The organism is Stenotrophomonas sp. 610A2, from assembly GCF_030549615.1.
Classification (GTDB): domain Bacteria; phylum Pseudomonadota; class Gammaproteobacteria; order Xanthomonadales; family Xanthomonadaceae; genus Stenotrophomonas; species Stenotrophomonas pigmentata.
In genome coordinates, this window is record NZ_CP130832.1 from 2,633,062 (window position 1) to 2,651,248 (window position 18,187).

General features: G+C 63.3%; 22 protein-coding genes. 15 read left to right on the plus strand and 7 right to left on the minus strand.

Features of this window, described 5'->3' with window-relative positions:
• Window positions 1–144: 144 nt before the first annotated feature.
• The 3 genes from rplI to rpsF form a co-directional block, all read right to left on the minus strand.
• Complete coding sequence (gene rplI, locus Q5Z11_RS11780; RefSeq protein ID WP_303746600.1) at window positions 145–594, minus strand: 50S ribosomal protein L9; 450 nt, start codon at window positions 592–594, stop codon at window positions 145–147.
• Window positions 595–738: 144 nt separating this feature from the next.
• The gene (gene rpsR / locus Q5Z11_RS11785) at window positions 739–969 is read right to left on the minus strand and encodes a 30S ribosomal protein S18 (protein ID WP_002804494.1); all 231 of its coding nucleotides are present in this window, start codon (window positions 967–969) and stop codon (window positions 739–741) included.
• A gap of 11 nt (window positions 970–980) precedes the next feature.
• Window positions 981–1,412, minus strand: a complete 432-nt coding sequence (gene rpsF / locus Q5Z11_RS11790) for a 30S ribosomal protein S6 (protein WP_282266085.1) — start codon at window positions 1,410–1,412, stop codon at window positions 981–983.
• A 249-nt stretch (window positions 1,413–1,661) separates the two neighbouring features.
• Here rpsF and Q5Z11_RS11795 point away from each other — a divergent pair, with 249 nt between their 5' ends.
• From Q5Z11_RS11795 to Q5Z11_RS11805, 3 genes are all read left to right on the plus strand, one after another.
• Window positions 1,662–2,888: an MFS transporter gene (locus Q5Z11_RS11795; RefSeq protein WP_303746601.1), complete on the plus strand. Its 1,227-nt coding sequence runs from the start codon at window positions 1,662–1,664 to the stop codon at window positions 2,886–2,888.
• Between the two features lie 67 nt (window positions 2,889–2,955).
• Complete coding sequence (locus tag Q5Z11_RS11800; protein WP_303746602.1) at window positions 2,956–3,216, plus strand: ribbon-helix-helix domain-containing protein; 261 nt, start codon at window positions 2,956–2,958, stop codon at window positions 3,214–3,216.
• A 10-nt stretch (window positions 3,217–3,226) separates the two neighbouring features.
• A complete protein-coding gene (locus Q5Z11_RS11805; RefSeq protein ID WP_303746603.1) occupies window positions 3,227–3,541 on the plus strand; it encodes a type II toxin-antitoxin system RelE/ParE family toxin in 315 nt (104 codons plus the stop codon).
• A gap of 235 nt (window positions 3,542–3,776) precedes the next feature.
• Here the strand turns inward: Q5Z11_RS11805 and Q5Z11_RS11810 are convergent, their stop codons facing one another.
• Window positions 3,777–4,115: a HesB/IscA family protein gene (locus Q5Z11_RS11810; protein WP_282266089.1), complete on the minus strand. Its 339-nt coding sequence runs from the start codon at window positions 4,113–4,115 to the stop codon at window positions 3,777–3,779.
• A 149-nt stretch (window positions 4,116–4,264) separates the two neighbouring features.
• Here Q5Z11_RS11810 and asnS point away from each other — a divergent pair, with 149 nt between their 5' ends.
• The 12 genes from asnS to Q5Z11_RS11870 all read left to right on the plus strand — a co-directional run bounded on the left by asnS (window position 4,265) and on the right by Q5Z11_RS11870 (window position 14,481).
• Window positions 4,265–5,659: an asparagine--tRNA ligase gene (asnS, locus tag Q5Z11_RS11815; RefSeq protein ID WP_303746604.1), complete on the plus strand. Its 1,395-nt coding sequence runs from the start codon at window positions 4,265–4,267 to the stop codon at window positions 5,657–5,659.
• 32 nt (window positions 5,660–5,691) lie between these two features.
• Window positions 5,692–5,997, plus strand: coding sequence for a hypothetical protein (locus tag Q5Z11_RS11820; protein ID WP_303746605.1), 306 nt, complete (start codon window positions 5,692–5,694; stop codon window positions 5,995–5,997).
• Window positions 5,994–6,305: a hypothetical protein gene (locus Q5Z11_RS11825; protein WP_303746606.1), complete on the plus strand. Its 312-nt coding sequence runs from the start codon at window positions 5,994–5,996 to the stop codon at window positions 6,303–6,305. The genes Q5Z11_RS11820 and Q5Z11_RS11825 overlap by 4 nt, the downstream gene beginning before the upstream one ends.
• Before the next feature lie 10 nt (window positions 6,306–6,315).
• Window positions 6,316–6,960: an FMN-binding negative transcriptional regulator gene (locus tag Q5Z11_RS11830; protein ID WP_303746607.1), complete on the plus strand. Its 645-nt coding sequence runs from the start codon at window positions 6,316–6,318 to the stop codon at window positions 6,958–6,960.
• A gap of 81 nt (window positions 6,961–7,041) precedes the next feature.
• Complete coding sequence (gene can / locus Q5Z11_RS11835) at window positions 7,042–7,704, plus strand: carbonate dehydratase (RefSeq protein ID WP_296246133.1); 663 nt, start codon at window positions 7,042–7,044, stop codon at window positions 7,702–7,704.
• A gap of 294 nt (window positions 7,705–7,998) precedes the next feature.
• Complete coding sequence (locus Q5Z11_RS11840) at window positions 7,999–8,526, plus strand: 3-hydroxyanthranilate 3,4-dioxygenase (RefSeq protein WP_303746608.1); 528 nt, start codon at window positions 7,999–8,001, stop codon at window positions 8,524–8,526.
• Between the two features lie 50 nt (window positions 8,527–8,576).
• Window positions 8,577–9,851 (plus strand): kynureninase, encoded by a 1,275-nt coding sequence (gene kynU, locus Q5Z11_RS11845; RefSeq protein ID WP_303746609.1) that lies wholly within the window; start codon window positions 8,577–8,579, stop codon window positions 9,849–9,851.
• 18 nt (window positions 9,852–9,869) lie between these two features.
• The gene (locus Q5Z11_RS11850; protein ID WP_303746610.1) at window positions 9,870–11,240 is read left to right on the plus strand and encodes an FAD-dependent oxidoreductase; all 1,371 of its coding nucleotides are present in this window, start codon (window positions 9,870–9,872) and stop codon (window positions 11,238–11,240) included.
• Window positions 11,240–12,679 carry an exodeoxyribonuclease I gene (gene sbcB, locus Q5Z11_RS11855; RefSeq protein ID WP_303746611.1) on the plus strand — a complete coding sequence of 480 codons (1,440 nt, stop codon included), beginning with the start codon at window positions 11,240–11,242 and terminating at the stop codon, window positions 12,677–12,679. The genes Q5Z11_RS11850 and sbcB overlap by 1 nt, the downstream gene beginning before the upstream one ends.
• Window positions 12,676–13,362, plus strand: coding sequence for a DUF2461 domain-containing protein (locus tag Q5Z11_RS11860; RefSeq protein WP_282266112.1), 687 nt, complete (start codon window positions 12,676–12,678; stop codon window positions 13,360–13,362). The genes sbcB and Q5Z11_RS11860 overlap by 4 nt, the downstream gene beginning before the upstream one ends.
• Window positions 13,363–13,433: 71 nt before the next feature.
• Complete coding sequence (locus Q5Z11_RS11865) at window positions 13,434–13,907, plus strand: SRPBCC family protein (RefSeq protein WP_303746612.1); 474 nt, start codon at window positions 13,434–13,436, stop codon at window positions 13,905–13,907.
• A 19-nt stretch (window positions 13,908–13,926) separates the two neighbouring features.
• Window positions 13,927–14,481, plus strand: a complete 555-nt coding sequence (locus Q5Z11_RS11870) for a DUF2939 domain-containing protein (protein WP_303746613.1) — start codon at window positions 13,927–13,929, stop codon at window positions 14,479–14,481.
• 15 nt (window positions 14,482–14,496) lie between these two features.
• Here Q5Z11_RS11870 and Q5Z11_RS11875 read toward each other — a convergent pair whose 3' ends face one another.
• From Q5Z11_RS11875 to Q5Z11_RS11885, 3 genes are all read right to left on the minus strand, one after another.
• Entirely contained in the window at window positions 14,497–15,870 is a 1,374-nt protein-coding gene (locus tag Q5Z11_RS11875) for an NAD(P)-binding domain-containing protein (RefSeq protein WP_303746614.1), read from the minus strand.
• A gap of 445 nt (window positions 15,871–16,315) precedes the next feature.
• A complete protein-coding gene (locus Q5Z11_RS11880; RefSeq protein WP_303746615.1) occupies window positions 16,316–17,260 on the minus strand; it encodes a 5'-nucleotidase in 945 nt (314 codons plus the stop codon).
• A 76-nt stretch (window positions 17,261–17,336) separates the two neighbouring features.
• Window positions 17,337–18,101, minus strand: a complete 765-nt coding sequence (locus Q5Z11_RS11885) for an NAD kinase (RefSeq protein WP_303746616.1) — start codon at window positions 18,099–18,101, stop codon at window positions 17,337–17,339.
• Window positions 18,102–18,187: the final 86 nt, after the last annotated feature.

The window sequence follows — 18,187 nt, forward strand, 5'->3', positions numbered from 1 at the left end:
ATATTCCGCAGAATTCAACTGAAAAAGCGCGGCACTGGCAACCGAGTATAGCTATACCCATGGCCGCCGGTGGCCAGGCCGACCGGCCGGCCAAAAGAAACGGGCGCCTTGCGGCGCCCGTTCTTTACAGCCAATGCGGCAGGATCAAGCGTCGGCTTCGACGATGACCTTGACGGTGGCTTCCACATCGGCGTGCAGCTTGACGATGACGTCGAATTCACCGACGTTGCGGAAAGCGCCTTCGCCCATGATCACTTCGCTCTTGTTCAGCTCCAGGCCGGCAGCGGTGAAGGCTTCAGCGATATCGCGCGGGCCAACCGAGCCGTACAGCTTGCCTTCGGTCGAAGCGTGCGCACCGATGGTGACGCTGGCGCCTTCGAACTTGGCAGCGCGGGCTTCGGCTTCGTTGTGCGAGGCCTGTGCCTTGGCTTCGTACTCAGCGCGCTTGGCTTCGAACTCGGCGATGTTGCTGGCGGTGGCCGGAACGGCCTTGCCCTGCGGCACGAGGAAGTTACGGCCGTAGCCCGGCTTCACGTCAACCAGGTCGCCCAGGCCGCCGAGGTTGGTCACTTTCTGGATAAGAATCAGCTTCATGGTGTAGCTCCGTTATTCGTTAGCGGCGCCAATGGCACCGCAACGCTTGCTGTCCGAATAGGACGGTGGGTACGGAAAATCCGGCCAAGGCCGGATTTCCTGTCGAGAATCCGCAGCGAGTGCGGATTCCTCCGAAAAATCGGATTAGACGTCGTGGTTGTCCGTGTACGGGATCAGGGCCAGGAAACGGGCGCGCTTGACGGCCGTGGCCAGCTGGCGCTGGTACTTGGACTTGGTGCCGGTCACGCGGCTCGGAACGATCTTGCCGTTCTCGGTCAGGTACTGACGCAGGGTGTTGAGATCCTTGTAATCGATCTCTTTCACGCCTTCAGCGGTGAACTTGCAGAACTTGCGGCGGCGGAAGAACTTGGACATGAAAGTGCTCCTTATTCAGCAGAAGCGGCGTCGTCGCCGGCTTCGTCATTGTTGGAAGATGCACCTTCTTCGTCGTCACGACGACGGCGCTCGCCACGCTCGGGCTTGTCACCCTTCTCGTCCTTGCTCTTCATGATCAGCGACTGCTCGGTGTCGGCCTCGTCACGCTTGATGACCAGGTTGCGCAGCACGGCGTCGTTGAAGCGGAAGCTCTCGGTCAGTTCGTTCAGAACTGCCTGGTCGGCTTCGATGTTCAGCAGAACATAGTGAGCCTTCACCAGGTTCTGGATCGGGTAAGCCAGCTGACGACGGCCCCAATCTTCCAGACGGTGGATGGTGCCGTTGCCGGCTTCGACCAGCGCCTTGTAGCGCTCGATCATGGCGGGGACCTGTTCGCTCTGGTCCGGGTGGACCAGGAACACGACTTCGTAATGACGACTCATGTTTTTATACCTTTCGGATATAGCCCTGACGGGCTGGACAGCCCCCCGCTGTGTATCGCGGTGGGGCAAGGAATCCTGCACTTGGAGCGCAGGAAGCCGGGCATTATCCATTGGAAGTGGACTGGAGGCAAGTTACCCCGGCCGGTGCAACACAGTATCCGGCGCCGGAACGGGCCTCGGCCGCTACGGATGCTGCGTCGCAACAGTACACTATGTAACCGATTCCACGCCCTCCCCGGACCGCCTGACGTGAATTCCACGCTTTCCTTGGCAGCGCAGCTGACGCCGCGCCAGCGCACTTTCATCCTCATCGCACTCTCACTGGGTGGCTTCGCCATCGGCACCAGTGAGTTCGCCAGCATGGGCTTGATGCTGGAAATCAGCCGCGGCCTGGCAATCAGCGAAGCCCAGGTCGGCCACCTGATCAGCGCCTACGCCATCGGCGTGGTGGTCGGCGCACCACTTCTGGCCTTCGCCGGGGCCAGCCTGCGCCGCCGCAGCCTGCTGCTATGGCTGATGGGCTTCTACGCCATCGGCAATCTGGCCAGTGCACTGGCGCCGAGCTATCACACGATGCTGCTGGCGCGTTTCGTCGCCGGCCTGCCGCATGGCGCCTATTTCGGCGTGGCCATGCTGGTCGCCGCCTCGATCAGCCCGCCGGAACAGCGTGGCGCCGCTGTTTCCAAGGTGCTGCTGGGCCTGTCCATTGCCATCCTGCTCGGCAACCCGCTGACCACCTGGCTTGGCCAGCAGTTCAACTGGCGCAGTGCCTTCGTGCTGGTCAGCCTGCTCGCCCTTGCCACGGTGACGATGGTTGCCCGCCAGCTGCCAGCCGATCCGAACGAAGTCCGCACCTCGCCGATGCGTGAACTGCGTGCCTTCAACACCAGCCAGGTATGGCTGGCATTGGCCATCGGCGCGATCGGCTTTGCCGGCATGTTCTGCGTATTTACCTATCTCGCACCAACCCTGGTCAATGTCACCGGCATCAATGAGCGCTGGATGCCGGTTGCGGTCGGCCTGTTCGGCGTCGGCGCGATCATCGGCAATGTTGCCGGCGGCAAGCTGGTTGACCGGCTGCAGTTCCGCGCCGCCGGCGTACTGCTGGCGTGGTCGATCGTTGTGTTGATGCTGTTCCCACTGGCCGCGAATTCAGCCTGGGCGATGGTGCCGGCGATCATCGCCGTGGGCACGATGGGCGCGTTGGCGGTGGCCCTGCAGACCCGCTTGATGGACGCCGCCGGCGAGGCCCAGACCCTGGCCGCCGCCTCCAACCATGCCGCCTTCAATACGGCGAACGCGCTCGGCCCGTGGCTGGGCGGCATGGCGATTGGCGCGGGTTATGGCCACGCCTCCACCGGCTATGTAGGCGCGGCGACGGCAGCGGTTGGTTTGCTGCTGTGGGGTATTGCGGTGATGCTGCAGCGACGCGCCAGCACCTCAACACAGACCGCCAACCCCTGCCTGGACAGCTGAAACGGCGGCGACGGCATTTGTATTCAATAAGGGATAGTATTGAATACAGCCGCAATCGGAGACTCCCATGTCACGAGCAAACACCACGACCATGACGGTTCGACTCAGCGGACCTTTGAGCGACTTCGTGGCCGCCAACGTGGGAGAACACGGCGCTTATGAAAATGTCAGCGAATACATGCGCGACTTGATCCGACGCGACAAGGAACGTGCGGAAACTGAAGCTTTCGAGCGACTCAAGGCAGAGCTGGCTCACGCCTTTGCCGCGCCCGAGTCGTCGTACCAGCCGTTGACGGCAGCCGAGGTCATCGCCCGTAACCGGCGCTGAGCACCGGAACATGGCCCAGATCCGAATCCAGGAAGCCGCGTCCTACCGGCTTGACGAGATCTACCGCTACACGCGGGACCATTGGGGCGAAGAACAGGCGGAGCGCTACATCAACGGATTGTTCGAGGCGCTGGATGGTGTTTCGACACGGCTTACGCCATCACGCCCCATTCCGGGTGAGTTTGGCATCGATGGTTTCTTCTTTCGTTACGAGCAGCATGTCGTGTACTGGCGACGGCTTTCCAATGGGGACATCGGTGTCGTCACCATCCTGCATGCACGAATGCACCAGATCGACAGGTTCAGCGAAGACTTCGAAACCTAGCCAGTAGTGCCGAGCCGTGCTCGGCAGGGCTTTCCCGGCAAAAACCAGCACCCGTAGTGCCGAGCCATGCTCGGCAGGGGCCTTATGCACAATCCCGGGCGTCGCCGGTAATGTCCCAGCCGAGCATCGCTCGGCTCTACAGGGGCAGGCGCTCTGCGATCCTGGCTTCTCTGGCCTCGACACCGCGCCTGCTTCGCGGCTTACGCCGCTACAGAAGGAGCAACCACCGCCTTGCTCAGCGGTGCATGTCGTCGGTGGTGAAGCTCTCGCCGCAACCGCATTCGGCCGCTGCGTTGGGATTCTTGAAGGTGAAGGTCTCGCTCAGACCCTGCTTGCCGAAGTCGATCTCGGTGCCATCCACCAGCGGCAGGCTCTGTGCGTCCACGTAGATGCGCACGCCGTCCTGCTCGAATACGGTGTCGCCCTCACGCTCATCCTTGGCCAGGTCGGTGACATGGCCCCAGCCCGAGCAACCGGTGCGGGTCACGCCAAAACGCAGGCCAAGCGCACCCGGGGTGCCGCTGACGAAGCGCTGCACGCGGGAATGGGCGATGGGGGTCAGATGAACAGCCATGGTGGGGCGACTCCAGCAGAATTACGGTCCAATTATAGATGGAGGCGGCCCGCCGGACTGCAAGCGTCGATAAATGCTCGCTTGCCCGGGTGTTGAACCGCTAAAATCTCGCATTCACAGATCGAGTCGATCAACAGAGGATTCAAGTCATGACGGTGGTCAGCGTTGCACACGCCCTTGCCGGGAAGTTCCCGGAAGGCGGAGAAGTCACAGTCCGCGGGTGGGTCCGCACGGTGCGCGGCTCGGCTGGACTGGCCTTCGTCAACGTCAGCGATGGCTCGGGCTTTGCCCCGATCCAGGTCGTGGCCACCGAAGCCCTGTCCAATTTCGAAGACATCAAGAAGCTGACCCCAAGCTGCTCGGTGATCGCCACCGGCACCCTGGTCAAGTCGCAGGGCAAGGGCCAGAGCTTCGAGATCCAGGCACAGAGCCTCGAAATAGTCGGCTGGGTCGAAGATCCGCTGACCTACCCGATCCAGCCCAAGCCGATGTCGCCGGAGTTCCTGCGCGAAGTGGCGCACCTGCGCCCGCGCACCAACCTGTTCGGCGCTGTCACCCGCATCCGTGACTGCCTGTCCAAGGCCGTGCACCGTTACTTCCACGAGAACGGTTTCTACTGGATCAGCACGCCCATCATCACCAGCTCCGATGCGGAAGGTGCCGGCCAGATGTTCCGTGTCTCGACACTGGACATGGCCAACCTGCCGCGCAGCAGCGATGGCCAGATTGACTTCAGCCGTGACTTCTTCGGCAAGGAAACCTTCCTGACCGTGTCCGGCCAGCTCAACGTCGAGGCTTACTGCCTGGCACTGAGCAAGGTCTACACCTTCGGCCCGACCTTCCGTGCCGAGAACAGCCACACCACCCGCCACTTGGCCGAGTTCTGGATGGTGGAGCCGGAAATCGCCTTCGCCGACCTGGCCGAAAACGCACGCGTGGCCGAAGATTTCCTGAAGTACCTGTTCCGCGCCGTGCTCGACGAGCGCGCCGACGACATGGCCTTCATCGCCGAGCGCGTGCAGAAAGACGCCATCACCCGCCTGGAAGCCTTCGTCAACGCACCGTTCGAGCGCATCGAGTACACCGATGCGATCAGCCTGCTGCAGAAGTCCGGCAAGAAGTTCGACTATCCGGTCGAATGGGGCCTGGACCTGCAGACCGAGCACGAACGCTGGTTGACCGAGGAGCACGTAGGCCGCCCGGTCGTGGTGACCAACTATCCGGAGCACTTCAAGGCTTTCTACATGCGCCTGAACGATGACGGCAAAACCGTCGCCGCGATGGACGTATTGGCCCCGGGCATCGGCGAGATCATTGGCGGCAGCCAGCGCGAAGAGCGCCTGAACGTGCTCGACGCACGCATGGCGCAGTTCGGCCTGGATCCGGAGCACTACCAGTGGTACCGCGATTTCCGCCGCTACGGTTCGGTGCCGCATGCCGGTTTCGGCCTAGGCTTCGAGCGCCTGGTGGTCTACGTCTGCGGTCTGTCCAACATCCGCGACGCAATCCCCTACCCGCGCGCACCGGGTTCGGCGGAGTACTGATTCATTTGATCCAGTAACAGGAGGCGGTGCCGTTGACCTTGTTCTTCGCTCTTTGCTTCGTTGGCGTGGCCATTGCCGGCCTCAGCGCCTTCCTGATTTTCTGGCCGTTGACGCTGGTCCATATCCGCGACCGGCATCCGGCGCTGGCCACCGAATTCGGTGCCGGCGCCTTCCTGAAACCAGAGTGCCTGCGCTGGCTGCTGGGCCGCGGCTTCACCGGCATCGCCGACCGCTCACTTTCCGGGCTGGCAACGCCCGCCCGCATCGCCCTGTTGGTGACGTTCGGCGGGCTGGGCATGGCACTGCTGTTGTGGCTTTTTTCGCAGGTAATGAAATGACTGACTTCGAGAACACTCCTGACCAGTGGTGGCTGGCACAGCTCGGCGGCACCCTGATCTGGGCGCGCCTGCGGGTCCGTCCGGGCGGCACCGCCGAGATCCTTGACAGCGATGGCAACACGCTGAGCTACGACAGCGAAGACACCGCCCGCGGACAGCTGTTCGATGCCGAATTCGTCGCCTTCGACGGCATGGACGAAGAGGATGCGCTGCACCGTGGTTTCTCGCTGCACGAGGTGACCCCGCCGCAAGGCGACGACGACACGCTGCGCGAGCGCATGGTGCAGTTGCTCGGCACCCGGGTCTAAGCGGCCATTCGTGTTCGCCCAGCGCGCCTTCGTCGAGACCGACCTGCTCTGGCTGGACCGCCTGCTGGCCCGCGACCCGTTCGTGACCCTGCTGACCACCGGCGACGATGGACTACCGGAGCTGACCCGCGTGCCGGTGCTGTACCGGCGCGAAGGACAAAAAGTCGAACTGATCGGGCATTGGGCCCGAGCCAACAAACAGTCGCGCCACCTCGGCCGCGCCAAGGTATTGGTCGACGGCCCGCAAGGCTATGTATCGGCCAGCTGGTATCCGGACAAGGAAAGCGCTGCGCGCGTGCCTACCTGGAACTACGCCGCCGCTGAACTTGTCGGCGAACTGCATAGCTTCGACGACACGCCGGCATTGGCCCAACTGCTGTCAGACACCAGCCATTTCTTCGAGGCCAGCGTCGGCCAGGACTGGCAGTTCGATGCCAGTCTGGACGATCACGCCCCTTCGCTGCGCGCCATCGTAGGCTTCCGCCTGGACGTGCAGCAGATCCAGATCAAGCTGAAATTGAGCCAGAACCACCCGCAGGCAAACCAACTGGCGGTGATCGAGGCCTTGCAGGCCCTGGACACCGCCGATGCCCGCGAACTGGCGCAGTGGATGCAGCTGTATCGCAATGAGCACGGCGACCAGCCTGATGTCTGACCCGCGCACCGTTTCCCGCGACGCTGCCGTGCAAACGCGCAGCAGCGCCCTCCCCCTCAAGATCGCAAGGGAAGCTTCACCATGAAAGACATCCATAACCTGCTGCAGAAGAACCGCGAATGGGCGGACCGGATCGAAAAGGAAGATCCCGAGTTCTTCCAGCAACTGTCCAAGCAGCAGAGCCCCGAGTACCTGTGGATTGGCTGTTCCGATTCGCGCGTACCCGCCAACCAGATCATCGGCATGGCGCCGGGCGAGATCTTCGTCCACCGCAACATCGCCAACGTGGTGGTGCATACCGACCTGAACTGCCTGAGCGTGATCCAATACGCCGTGGACCAGCTCAAGATCAAGCACATCCTGATCGTCGGCCATTACGGCTGCGGCGGCGTGCATGCAGCCTTGAACAAGGTGCGCGTTGGCCTGGCCGACAACTGGCTGCGGCACGTCGGTGATGTCGCCCAGAAGCACGACGACATCCTGTCACAGATCGACGACCCGGAGCTGCGCCATGCGCGCCTGTGCGAGTTGAACGTGATCGAGCAGGTGGTCAACGCCTGCCGTTCGACCATCGTGCAGGACGCCTGGGCCCGCGGCCAGAAGCTGATGGTGCACGGCTGGGTCTACAGCCTGCGCGACGGCCGCGTCAGCGAGATGGGCATTGATGTGGGCTCGCCGGAGGAGTTGCAGCCTGCGTATGAAAAAGCACTTTCGTTCGTACCGCGCAAAGGCAAACGGCACTGAGCGGGGGAAAATCCTGCCGGAGTTGGGCTCCCCAAATCCCAACCGGAGCTAGGCTTCCTCCCCTCTCCCGCTTGCGGGAGAGGGGCTGGGGGTGAGGGCCTACCGCCCCAGCCAAGTCAAAACCCTGCCCTCATCCGCCCTTCGGGCACCTTCTCCCGCATGCGGGAGAAGGGACAGAGCAGAAGCCAGAGCAAAGCCAAAGCCAAAGCAACAGCCAAAGCAAGAGCAAGAGCAAGGCCAAAACCGCAACAGCCCACCTCCCCAACCCCCCAGCCCTCACCAAACAGGCCCCGCATGCTCCCCCTACCCCTGAACCTGCTCGGCTGGATCGAAGAACACCGCCATCTCCTGAAGCCGCCGGTCGGCAACAAGATGATCGAGAACGGTGACTTCATCGTCATGGTGGTTGCCGGCCCGAACAGCCGCAACGACTACCACTGGGATGAGGGCCCGGAGTGGTTCTTCCAGCTCGAAGGCGAAATGGTGCTGCGCGTGCAGGAAGATGGCGCAGTGCGCGACATCCCGATCCGCGCCGGCGAGATATTCCTGCTACCACCCCGCGTGCCGCATTCGCCACAGCGCATGCCCGGCTCGATCGGCCTGGTCGTCGAGCGCAAGCGCCTGGACCATGAACTCGATGGCTTCATGTGGTTCTGCCAGCAATGCAACCACAAGATCTACGAAGAGTTCTTCCACCTGAAGAACATCGAGACCGATCTGCCCAAGGTCTTCGACCGGTTCCATGCATCCATCGAACACCGTACCTGTAGCCAATGCGGGGCCGTGCACCCACTGCCAAAACCGGTCACGCCAGAGGCCTGAGTGGCCGGGCGCGGTTACACTGCGGGTACATCCTCGACGTGCCCGCACCGATGAACGAAACGCTGTCACCTGCCCACGCCACCGCACTTGATGCCGCCGATCTGCTGCGCCACCTGCGCAGCCAGTTCCTGATCCCGCAGCACCAAGGCACCGATCAAACCTATTTCGTCGGCAATTCGCTGGGCCTGCAGCCACGCGGCGCACAAGCGATGGTGCAGGAAGTGATGGACCAGTGGGGCCGCATCGCCGTCGAAGGCCACTTCACCGGGCCGACGCAATGGCTGAGCTATCACCGTCTGGTGCGCGATTCCTTGGCCGGCGTGGTTGGCGCGCTGCCGCACGAAGTCGTCGCGATGAACACGCTGAGCGTGAACCTGCACCTGATGATGGTCAGCTTCTACCGCCCGAGCAGCGAACGCCCGGCGATCCTGATGGAAGCCGGGGCCTTCCCGACCGACCGCCATGCGGTCGAGGCACAGATCCGCTTCCACGGCTTCAATCCGGCCACCGATCTGATCGAAGTGCAGCCGGACGAAGCCAACGGCACCATCTCGATGCAGGCCATCGAACAGGCCATAAGCGAACACGGCAAGCGCGTCGCACTGGTGCTGTGGCCGGGCGTGCAGTACCGCACCGGCCAGGTGTTCGATCTGGACGCGATCACCCGCCTCGCACGCGCGCAAGGCGCCAACATCGGATTCGATCTGGCCCACTCGGTTGGCAACGTGCCGTTGAACCTGCATGAGGTCGCACCCGATTTCGCGGTGTGGTGCCACTACAAATACTTGAATGCCGGTCCGGGTGCGGTTGCCGGCGCATTCGTGCACGAACGCCATGCCAAGGACACCTCGTTGCCGCGCTTCGCCGGTTGGTGGGGCCACGAGCAGGCCACGCGCTTCCAGATGGCACCGGAGTTCGTGCCGGAACTGGGCGCCGAAGGCTGGCAGCTGAGCAATCCGCCGGTGCTTGGGCTGGCCCCGCTACGCGCATCGCTGGCGCTGTATGACGAGGCCGGCATGGATGCGCTGCGCACGAAGTCGCTGAAGCTCACCGGCTACCTGGAGACCATGGTGCGTGCGCGCCTGGACCATGTACTGCAGATCATCACCCCTGCCGAACCCGAGCGCCGCGGCTGCCAGCTGTCGCTGCGCGTGGCCGGTGGCCGCGCGCAGGGCCGCTCGCTGTTCGAGTACCTGCAATCGGTGGGCGTGCTCGGCGACTGGCGCGAGCCCGATGTGATCCGCATCTCGCCCACGCCCCTGTACAACCGCTACAGCGATGTCTACCGCTTCGTCGACGAAGTGGAAACCTGGGCTGGCGTCTGACCAACGGAATACTGTGACTTGAACACCCCCACCCCACGCAGCCTCACCCTGATCGGCGCCGGCCTGGCCGGCTCCCTGCTTGCCATCCTGCTGTCGCGACAAGGCTGGAAAATCACGATCTACGAACGTCGTGGCGACCCGCGCATCGCCGACTACGAGTCCGGCCGCTCCATCAACCTGGCGCTGGCCGAACGCGGCCGCAATGCCTTGCGTCAGGCTGGCGTCGAAGACGAGGTGATGGCCAAGGCGGTGATGATGCGCGGGCGCATGGTGCACCCGCGCCAAGGCGCGGCCGACCTGCAGCGCTACGGCCGCGATGACAGCGAAGTGATCTGGTCGGTGCACCGCAAGGACCTCAACACCACCTTGCTGCAGCTGGCCGAGGAAGCCGGTGCGACCGTGCATTTCCACCGTCGCCTGCATACCGTGGACTTCGATGCCGGCTATGCCCGCTTCATCGATGACCGCGACGACCAGCCGCATGACATCCACTTCAACACGCCGCTGATCGGTGCCGATGGTGCTGGCTCGGCGCTGCGTGCAGCGATGAATCGCAAGCTGCCGTTGGGCGAGCGCATCGAGTTCCTCGATCATTCGTACAAGGAACTGGAGATCCCGCCGGCAGCAGATGGCAGCTTCCAGATCGAAGCCAATGCCCTGCACATCTGGCCGCGCGGCAACTACATGTGCATCGCCCTGCCCAACGACGAAGGCACCTTCACAGTCACCCTGTTCCTGCCCAATGAGGGCGAGCCCAGCTTCGCAACGGTGCGCAACGGTGCCGAGGCCGAGGCGCTGTTCCAACGCGACTTCGCTGATGCGCTGCCGTTGATACCGGACCTGCGCGCCGACTGGGAGCAGCATCCGCCTGGCCTGCTCGGCACGCTGTATCTGGAGCGCTGGCACCAGCGTGGCAAGGCGGTGCTGATCGGCGATGCCGCGCATGCGATGGTGCCGTTCCACGGCCAGGGCATGAACTGCGCATTCGAAGACTGCGTGGTGCTCGCGCGTTGCCTGGCCGAGCATCCCGGCACCGAACAAGCCTTCGCCGCATTTGAAGCCGAGCGCAAACCCAATGCCGCCGCCATCCAGCAGATGGCCCTGGACAACTATCTGGAGATGCGCGACCGCGTCGCCGACCCAAGCTACCTGCTGCAGCGCGAGCTGGAGCAGGCCCTGCAGGCACGCTGGCCAACCCGTTTTGTGCCGCATTACACGATGGTCACCTTCCTGCACACGCCGTATGCGATTGCGTTGGAGCGTACCCGTCTGCAGCAGACCATTCTTGCCGACGCCACCGCCGGTCATGATTCGCTGGACAACATCGACTGGGCCGCTTTGGAGCGGATCGTCCACGACCGCCTGTCGGTACTGGAAGGAGCGCACTGATGGCAGAGAGCTTCCTGTTCTATGACCTGGAAACCTTTGGCCAGGACCCGCGCCGCACCCGCATCGCCCAGTTCGCCGCGGTACGCACCGATGCCAATCTGAAAGTCATCGACGAGCCGGTCAGCTTCTACGTCCAGCCGGCCGACGACCTGCTGCCCTCGCCGATTGCCACGCTGATCACCGGCATCACCCCGCAGCATGCGTTGGCCGAAGGTGTCAGCGAGGCCGAGGCCTTCGCCCGCATCAACGAGTTGATGAGCAAGCCGCAGACCTGCACGCTTGGCTACAACACGCTGCGGTTCGATGATGAATTCGTGCGTTACGGCCTGTTCCGCAACTTCCACGATCCCTATGAGCGCGAGTGGCGCAGCGGCAACTCGCGCTGGGACCTGCTCGACATGCTGCGGCTGGTGCACGCACTGCGCCCGGACGGCGTCAACTGGCCCAAGCGCGAAGACGGCGCCACCTCGTTCAAGCTCGAACACCTGGCGTTGGCCAATGACGTGCGCGAGGGCGATGCCCACGAGGCGCTGTCCGACGTCTACGCCACCATAGGCATGGCAAAACGCTTCCGTGAAGCGCAGCCGCGCATGTGGGACTACGCATTGCGCCTGCGCGACAAGCGCTACGTCGGCAGCCTGCTCGACGTGGTGGCGATGGAGCCGGTGCTGCACATCTCAATGCGCTACCCGGCCAGCCGCCTGTGCGCCGCGCCGGTGCTGCCACTGGCGCGCCACCCACACATCAACAACCGGGTGATCGTGTTCGATCTGGAAGGCGATATCGAGCCGCTGCTGGAGCTGTCGGTGGAAGAAATCACCGCGCGCTTGTACACCCGCGCGGCCGATCTGCCCGAAGGCCAGCAACGCATTCCGCTGAAGGAAGTGCACCTCAACAAGGTGCCGGCACTGGTTGCCTGGAACCACCTGCGCCATGCCGACTTCGAGCGCCTGGACATCGACCCGGCAGTGATTGAGGCCAAGGCCGAAAAGCTGCGCGCGCTCGCCCCGCAACTGGCCGAGAAGGCTCGTCAGGTGTTCGCCCGTGAACGTACGAACGATGGCCCGATCGACGCCGATGCCTCGCTGTACGATGGCTTCCTTGCCGAAGGCGACAAGGGCCTGCTCAGCAAGGTGCGCACCGCCCCGCCGGACGCATTGGCCGAGCTGGAACAGCGCTTCCGCGATCCGCGCCTGCCCGAGCTGCTGTTCCGCTACCGTGCCCGCAACCATCCGCAAACGCTGGACGCGACCGCACGCTCACGTTGGGACGCATATCGTCAGCAACGTTTCACCATTCCTGGCATGGCCGAGCAGACCTTGCCGGAATACGTCGCGCAGATTGCCGAATTGCGCGAGGAACACAAGGACAACCCGGCTTCGCTGGCCCTGCTTGATGCACTGGACCAGTGGGGCCACAGCCTGCAGGACACACCATGACCCAGTATTTCAGCGACGCCAGCTTCAAGTTCCTGCGCGGGCTGGCCCGCCACAACGACAAGACCTGGTTTGCCGAGCACAAGCAGCAGTACGAGGACCATGTACGCCAGCCCTTCCTGCGCCTGATCACCGACCTGCAGCCCGACCTGAGCGAGGTCAGCACGCATTTCCAGGCCGATCCGCGCACCGTTGGCGGCTCGCTGTTCCGCATCTACCGTGATTCGCGCTTCTCCCACGACAAAGCACCCTACAAGACCTGGCAGGGTGCACGCCTGTTCCATGAGCGCCGCAAGCAGGTGCCGGCGCCGTCGTATTACATCCACCTGGCACCGGGCGAGAGCTTTGTTGGTGCTGGTATTTGGCACCCGGAACCGGACGTACAGCGCCGCCTGCGTCAGTTCATCCTCGACAACCCCGGCAGCTGGAAGGCCGCCGCGCATGCGCCGGCCACGCGCAAGCGCTACGAGTTCGAATCCAGCGAGAAGCTGGTACGGCCACCGCGCGGTTTCCCGGCCGACTTCGAGTTCATCGACGACCTCAAGCACCGCAATTGGGTGCTGTGGCGCTCGCTGGACGACGAGGTGATGACCGGCCCGCGCCTGCGCCAGACCCTGGCCAAGGACCTGGCCGCACTCGGTCCGTTCGTCGACTACCTATGCGCCGCGCTGGACCTGGAGTTCTGATTAGCGTGGGCTTCACGCAAACCAACCTGGTTTGCGGCACGCTTGGCGGCAACCTTCGACAGGAAGCCGCCATGACCAGCATCCACCTGCAAGTCTGGATCGATGCCCCGCTGGCCACCGTCTACAGCGGCCTGGCCAGCGCCGAGGGACTGAGTCACTGGTGGATACCGCACCAGCAATCGCTCATCGACGGCGACACCGTGATCAGCCACAACCCCGGCTCCGGCCATGGCGTGGTCGCGCTGAAGCTGCTGGAGATCATTCCCGAGCGCTGTATCCGCTGGGAAGTGATCAGCCGTCACCCGCCACAAAGCCCGGCCTCGGCCTGGACTGGCACCGAGATCCGTTTCGACCTGTCACGCCGGGCCAGCCCCGGCGCCTGGCGCGGTCTTCCGCATGAAGGCGAGCCGATGACCGTACTGGAGTTCCATCATCTGGGCTGGAACGGCGACAGCGAATACCTTGGCTTCTGCAGCCAGGCCTGGGCCGAGACACTGGTACTGTTGCGGCGCTGGGCCGAAGCGCGCAGCCCAGCACACAGCTGATACCGAGGACCGCAACGCAATGAAGAAGTGGATACTGCCCGCCGTCATCGCTGCACTAGTGCTGCTGGGCGCTTACGTGATCGGAGGCCCCTATCTGGCAATCCGCGGCATCAGCCAGGCCATCGAGCAACGCGACACCGGCAAGCTCGCGCGCCATGTCGACTTCGGTGCGGTGCGGGTCAACATCAAGGCCCAGCTCAACGACTATGTGGTGCGACGTGCTGGCACCGCCGTGCAGTCCAGTCTTCTTGGCCAGGTAGCATTGGGTGTGGCCGGCAACCTCACTGGCGCCAGCGTCGATACCTTCGTCACCCCGCTGGGCATTGCCGCCCTACTGCAAGGCGACAGCCTGTGGAAGCGGGCCATCGGTGACACCGTCGGTGGTGACACATGGGCACCGCCATCGCCGGCCAAGCCACTGGCCAATACCACCGGCCATTACGAATCGCTGTCGCGCTACACCGCCACCACCCATCTGGAGGATGGCCGCGAAGTCGTGTTCGTGCTCAGTCGCCAGGGGCTGCGCTGGCGGCTGACCAATATCGTGCTGCCGCTGGGACAGGCGCCGGGCTGACCGGCGCCGGTTCCGTCAGGCAATCCTGCGCGGCGCTTCCTCGATCACGCTATCGGCGAGGAAAGCCTCCAGCGAATCATCCATCGCCTGCATCCACGGGGTGTGATGCAACGGTGCCAGCGTGCCGGTCAGCACCGAGCGATAGCTGTAGTTGCGATAGCCAAGGATGTCCTTCTTCTTGTCGTGCTTCCACTGTTTGAACAACGTGGCCACGGCCTCGACGTTGAAGTCCGGGTAGTCGGTGGCATCGAGCAGATCACGCACGTATTCGGTCTGGAAGTCGATGTCCTGTGCCGCCGAAGTCGTCGCCTCCTCGCGCGCCAGCCAGGCTTCGCTGTCTGCACGCATTGCCTCGGTGGTCGGTAGCGCGATCCTGCCGAGGATCACGTCGCGCGCATACCAGGCCTGCGCATCGAACATGTTGAAGGTGTAGTACTGATCCTGCATGCCGAGATAGATCAGCTTGGGGTTGTCGATCCAGAACACACCCTTGTACAGATCACCGGGATACAGGCGATTGCGGGTACGCAGGGTCAATGCATCGGGCAGGAACGGGAAATGGTGCTGATAACCCGTGCACAGCACGATCGCATCCACGTCCTTGCTGCTGCCATCGATGAAGTGCGCGGTGTTGCCTTCAACACGCTGCAGCAGGGGTTTTTCTTCAAAGGCCGCCGGCCAGTCGTAGCCGGTTGCCGCGCTGCGATAGCTGAAAGTCACCGACTTTGCACCGTACTTGTAGCATTGCGTACCGATGTCCTCGGCCGAATAGCTGCTACCTACCAGCAGCAGGTCCTTGTCGGCGAATTCGCAGGCATCACGGAAGTCGTGCGCATGCAGCACGCGCCCCGGGAAACGATCCACGCCTTCGAAGAACGGCGCGTTCGGCGTGGAGAAATGCCCGGTGGCAACGATTACCCGGTCGAACTCCTCGGTCAGCAACTCGTCTTTCTTCAGGTCGCGGACGGTGACGGTGAAGCGCTCGGTCTCTTCCGAGTAATCGACCCATTGCACGGCCATGTTGAAGCGGATCTGATCACGCACACCGCTCTTTTCGATACGGCCCATGATGTAGTCGCGCAGCACGGCACGAGGCGGATAGGAGGCGATCGGGCGGCCAAAATGCTCTTCGAAACTGTAGTCGGCAAACTCCAGCGCTTCCTTCGGGCCGTTCGACCAGAGGTAGCGGTACATGCTGCCATGTACGGGTTCGCCATAAGCATCCAGCCCGGTACGCCATGTGTAGTTCCACATCCCGCCGAGATCGGATTGCTTTTCAAAGCAGACGATCTCTGGCACTTCAGCCCCACCTCGACGGGCGGATTCAAAGGCACGAAGTTGCGCCAGGCCGCTCGGGCCGGCTCCAAGAATGGCGATACGCATGGTCATTCGGGTTGTTTCTCCTGTGTAGCTGCAATCGCGTAAACGCGACGGCACTGCGCAAGGGCGCGTTATGCGCCGTGCAGGAGAGACAATGCGTCCAGTCCCGCGCGGCGCGCGAAACACCCGGCCGCCACGCAAGGCAGCGCGAAAGGGAATGGCAGGTACATGACGCTACCGGTCGGGGAACAGGCCCCGCCCCTGGATCACCGGGTGGGTGCAGTGCGGGAGAGATCTGCTGCATTCGTGCAGATCAGGACGCGGCGGGATTGCCGCTGGTTCAGCTTGGAACCCGCGAAAGCGCCTTCATCCTAGCATGCGACGCTTTTGTAGGAGCGGCGTAAGCCGCGAAGCCACAAATGTTGCTGAAGCGGCATTGGCTGCAATTGCAGGCAGCAAGCATTCGGCCTTGTTACCAGCTTCGCGGCTTACGCCGCTCCTACAAACAACCGGTTCAATCCGGATTGGCTACACCATGCGGCACATGACCAGCGGCCACGTGCTGACGTGCACTGTCGATGTTGTGCTGTGAATCGTCAAAGAAGATGTCGGCACCGAACGCTTCCAGGAACGGGCCTTTGTGGCGGCCGCCGAGGAACAGCGCTTCATCCAGGCGCACGCCCCACTCGCGCAGGGTGCGGATCACGCGTTCGTGCGCAGGTGCCGAACGTGCGGTCACAAGCGCGGTGCGAATCGGTGCTGCTTCACCGGCCGGGAATGCGGCCTGCAAGGCATGCAGGGCCGACAGGAAATTACGGAACGGACCACCGCTGAGCGGCTCATGCGCGCGTTCGCGCTCATGACGACCGAACGCCTCCACGCCCTGCTCGCGCGAGATGCGCTCGCTTTCATCACCAAAGATCACCGCGTCACCATCGAAGGCGATGCGCAGCTGGGTCTTGGAGCGGCCGGTATCGGTAGCCGCTGCCGAAGCAGCAGCTACCTCCTGCGCGCTCTGCGGCAGGATCGTCGCCGCAGCGATGCCGTTGACCAGCGCACGACGCACCGAGTCCGGGTTGGCCGAGAGGAACAGATCGGTACCAAACGGCTTGACGTAAGGCCAGGTCGGCTCGCCAGCAGTGAAGGTTGCCCGCACGATATCCAGCTTGTAGTGCTGGATGGAATTGAAGATGCGCAGGCCGGTATCGGCGGAATTGCGCGATAGCAGGATCACCTCGACCCGCGGCGTTTCCACCGGTGCGCCGTCATTCAATGCCAGCAGCTTGAGCACCACCGGGAAGGCCACACCCGGCTTGAGCACATCGTCTTCGTGCGCCCGCTGGTAGGCGGCATAGGCCTCAAGACCTTCGCGTTCGAACAGGGCATGGCCCTCTTCAAGGTCGAACAAAGCACGCGAGGTAACCGCGACGGTGAGAAGCCGGGGAGTGTTGTCACCCATGGACGATGAACCCAATACGATCAAGGAACGGGACCCAGTCTACCCGGAAGCGGCCCCGCTGCTGCCATTCCGGCATTCAGACCATGAACTGTTCGCTCAGGATGCGTTCTTCGAGGTTGTGCTCGGGGTCGAACAGCAGGGTCACCTGGCGCTCGCGCGACTCACGGATGGTCACTTCCACCACGTCGCGGGTTTCGTGCGAATCGGCGGTGACGCTGACCGGGCGCTTGTAAGGATCAAGCACGCGGAAGCGTACTTCGGTCTCGGCCTTGAGGATGGCGCCACGCCAACGCCGCGGGCGATACGGCGCCAACGGGGTCAAGGCGATGGTGTTCGAACCCAGCGGCAGGATCGGACCGTGCGCCGAGTAGTTATACGCGGTGCTGCCGGCGGGGGTGGAGACCAGCACGCCGTCGCAGATAAGCTCTTCCACCCGCTGCTGGCCATTGAGATCGATGCCGATATGCGCGGCCTGGCGGGTCTGGCGCAGCATCGAGACGTCGTTATAGGCCAGCGAACCGGTGGTGGTGCCGGATTCGGTTAGCGCGATCATTTCCAGCGGCCGCAGGTGGGCTGGCTCAGCCAAGGCCAGACGCTGGATCAGATCGTCTTCGCGATGGTGGTTCATCAGGAAGCCGACGGTGCCCAGTTTCATGCCGAACACCGGCTTGCCCTTGCTGCCATGGCGATGCAGGGTCTGCAACATGAAGCCATCGCCGCCCAGCGGGCAGATCACGTCCGCGTCCTCCGGGTTGTGGTCGCCGTAGCGGGCAGCCAGGGTGACACGGGCCTGCTGGGCAGTCTCGACGGTGCTGGCGAGGAATGCGATTCGGGGGGACACGGGCGCGTCTTTTGGTTCGGCTTGGAGGGCGAGGATAACCCGCTGATGCGTTGGCTGGTGCTTTCGTTTGCTTGGAAACTGAAGGC

Excerpts from the sequence above, each read along its gene's own strand:
- rplI (WP_303746600.1), bottom strand. The coding sequence starts at position 594 with ATGAAGCTGATTCTTATCCAGAAAGTGACCAACCTCGGCGGCCTGGGC.
- rpsR (WP_002804494.1), bottom strand. The coding sequence starts at position 969 with ATGTCCAAGTTCTTCCGCCGCCGCAAGTTCTGCAAGTTCACCGCTGAA.
- rpsF (WP_282266085.1), bottom strand. The coding sequence starts at position 1,412 with ATGAGTCGTCATTACGAAGTCGTGTTCCTGGTCCACCCGGACCAGAGC.
- Q5Z11_RS11800 (WP_303746602.1), top strand. The coding sequence starts at position 2,956 with ATGTCACGAGCAAACACCACGACCATGACGGTTCGACTCAGCGGACCT.
- Q5Z11_RS11805 (WP_303746603.1), top strand. The coding sequence starts at position 3,227 with ATGGCCCAGATCCGAATCCAGGAAGCCGCGTCCTACCGGCTTGACGAG.
- Q5Z11_RS11810 (WP_282266089.1), bottom strand. The coding sequence starts at position 4,115 with ATGGCTGTTCATCTGACCCCCATCGCCCATTCCCGCGTGCAGCGCTTC.
- asnS (WP_303746604.1), top strand. The coding sequence starts at position 4,265 with ATGACGGTGGTCAGCGTTGCACACGCCCTTGCCGGGAAGTTCCCGGAA.
- Q5Z11_RS11825 (WP_303746606.1), top strand. The coding sequence starts at position 5,994 with ATGACTGACTTCGAGAACACTCCTGACCAGTGGTGGCTGGCACAGCTC.
- can (WP_296246133.1), top strand. The coding sequence starts at position 7,042 with ATGAAAGACATCCATAACCTGCTGCAGAAGAACCGCGAATGGGCGGAC.
- Q5Z11_RS11840 (WP_303746608.1), top strand. The coding sequence starts at position 7,999 with ATGCTCCCCCTACCCCTGAACCTGCTCGGCTGGATCGAAGAACACCGC.
- kynU (WP_303746609.1), top strand. The coding sequence starts at position 8,577 with ATGAACGAAACGCTGTCACCTGCCCACGCCACCGCACTTGATGCCGCC.
- sbcB (WP_303746611.1), top strand. The coding sequence starts at position 11,240 with ATGGCAGAGAGCTTCCTGTTCTATGACCTGGAAACCTTTGGCCAGGAC.
- Q5Z11_RS11860 (WP_282266112.1), top strand. The coding sequence starts at position 12,676 with ATGACCCAGTATTTCAGCGACGCCAGCTTCAAGTTCCTGCGCGGGCTG.
- Q5Z11_RS11865 (WP_303746612.1), top strand. The coding sequence starts at position 13,434 with ATGACCAGCATCCACCTGCAAGTCTGGATCGATGCCCCGCTGGCCACC.
- Q5Z11_RS11870 (WP_303746613.1), top strand. The coding sequence starts at position 13,927 with ATGAAGAAGTGGATACTGCCCGCCGTCATCGCTGCACTAGTGCTGCTG.
- Q5Z11_RS11875 (WP_303746614.1), bottom strand. The coding sequence starts at position 15,870 with ATGACCATGCGTATCGCCATTCTTGGAGCCGGCCCGAGCGGCCTGGCG.
- Q5Z11_RS11880 (WP_303746615.1), bottom strand. The coding sequence starts at position 17,260 with ATGGGTGACAACACTCCCCGGCTTCTCACCGTCGCGGTTACCTCGCGT.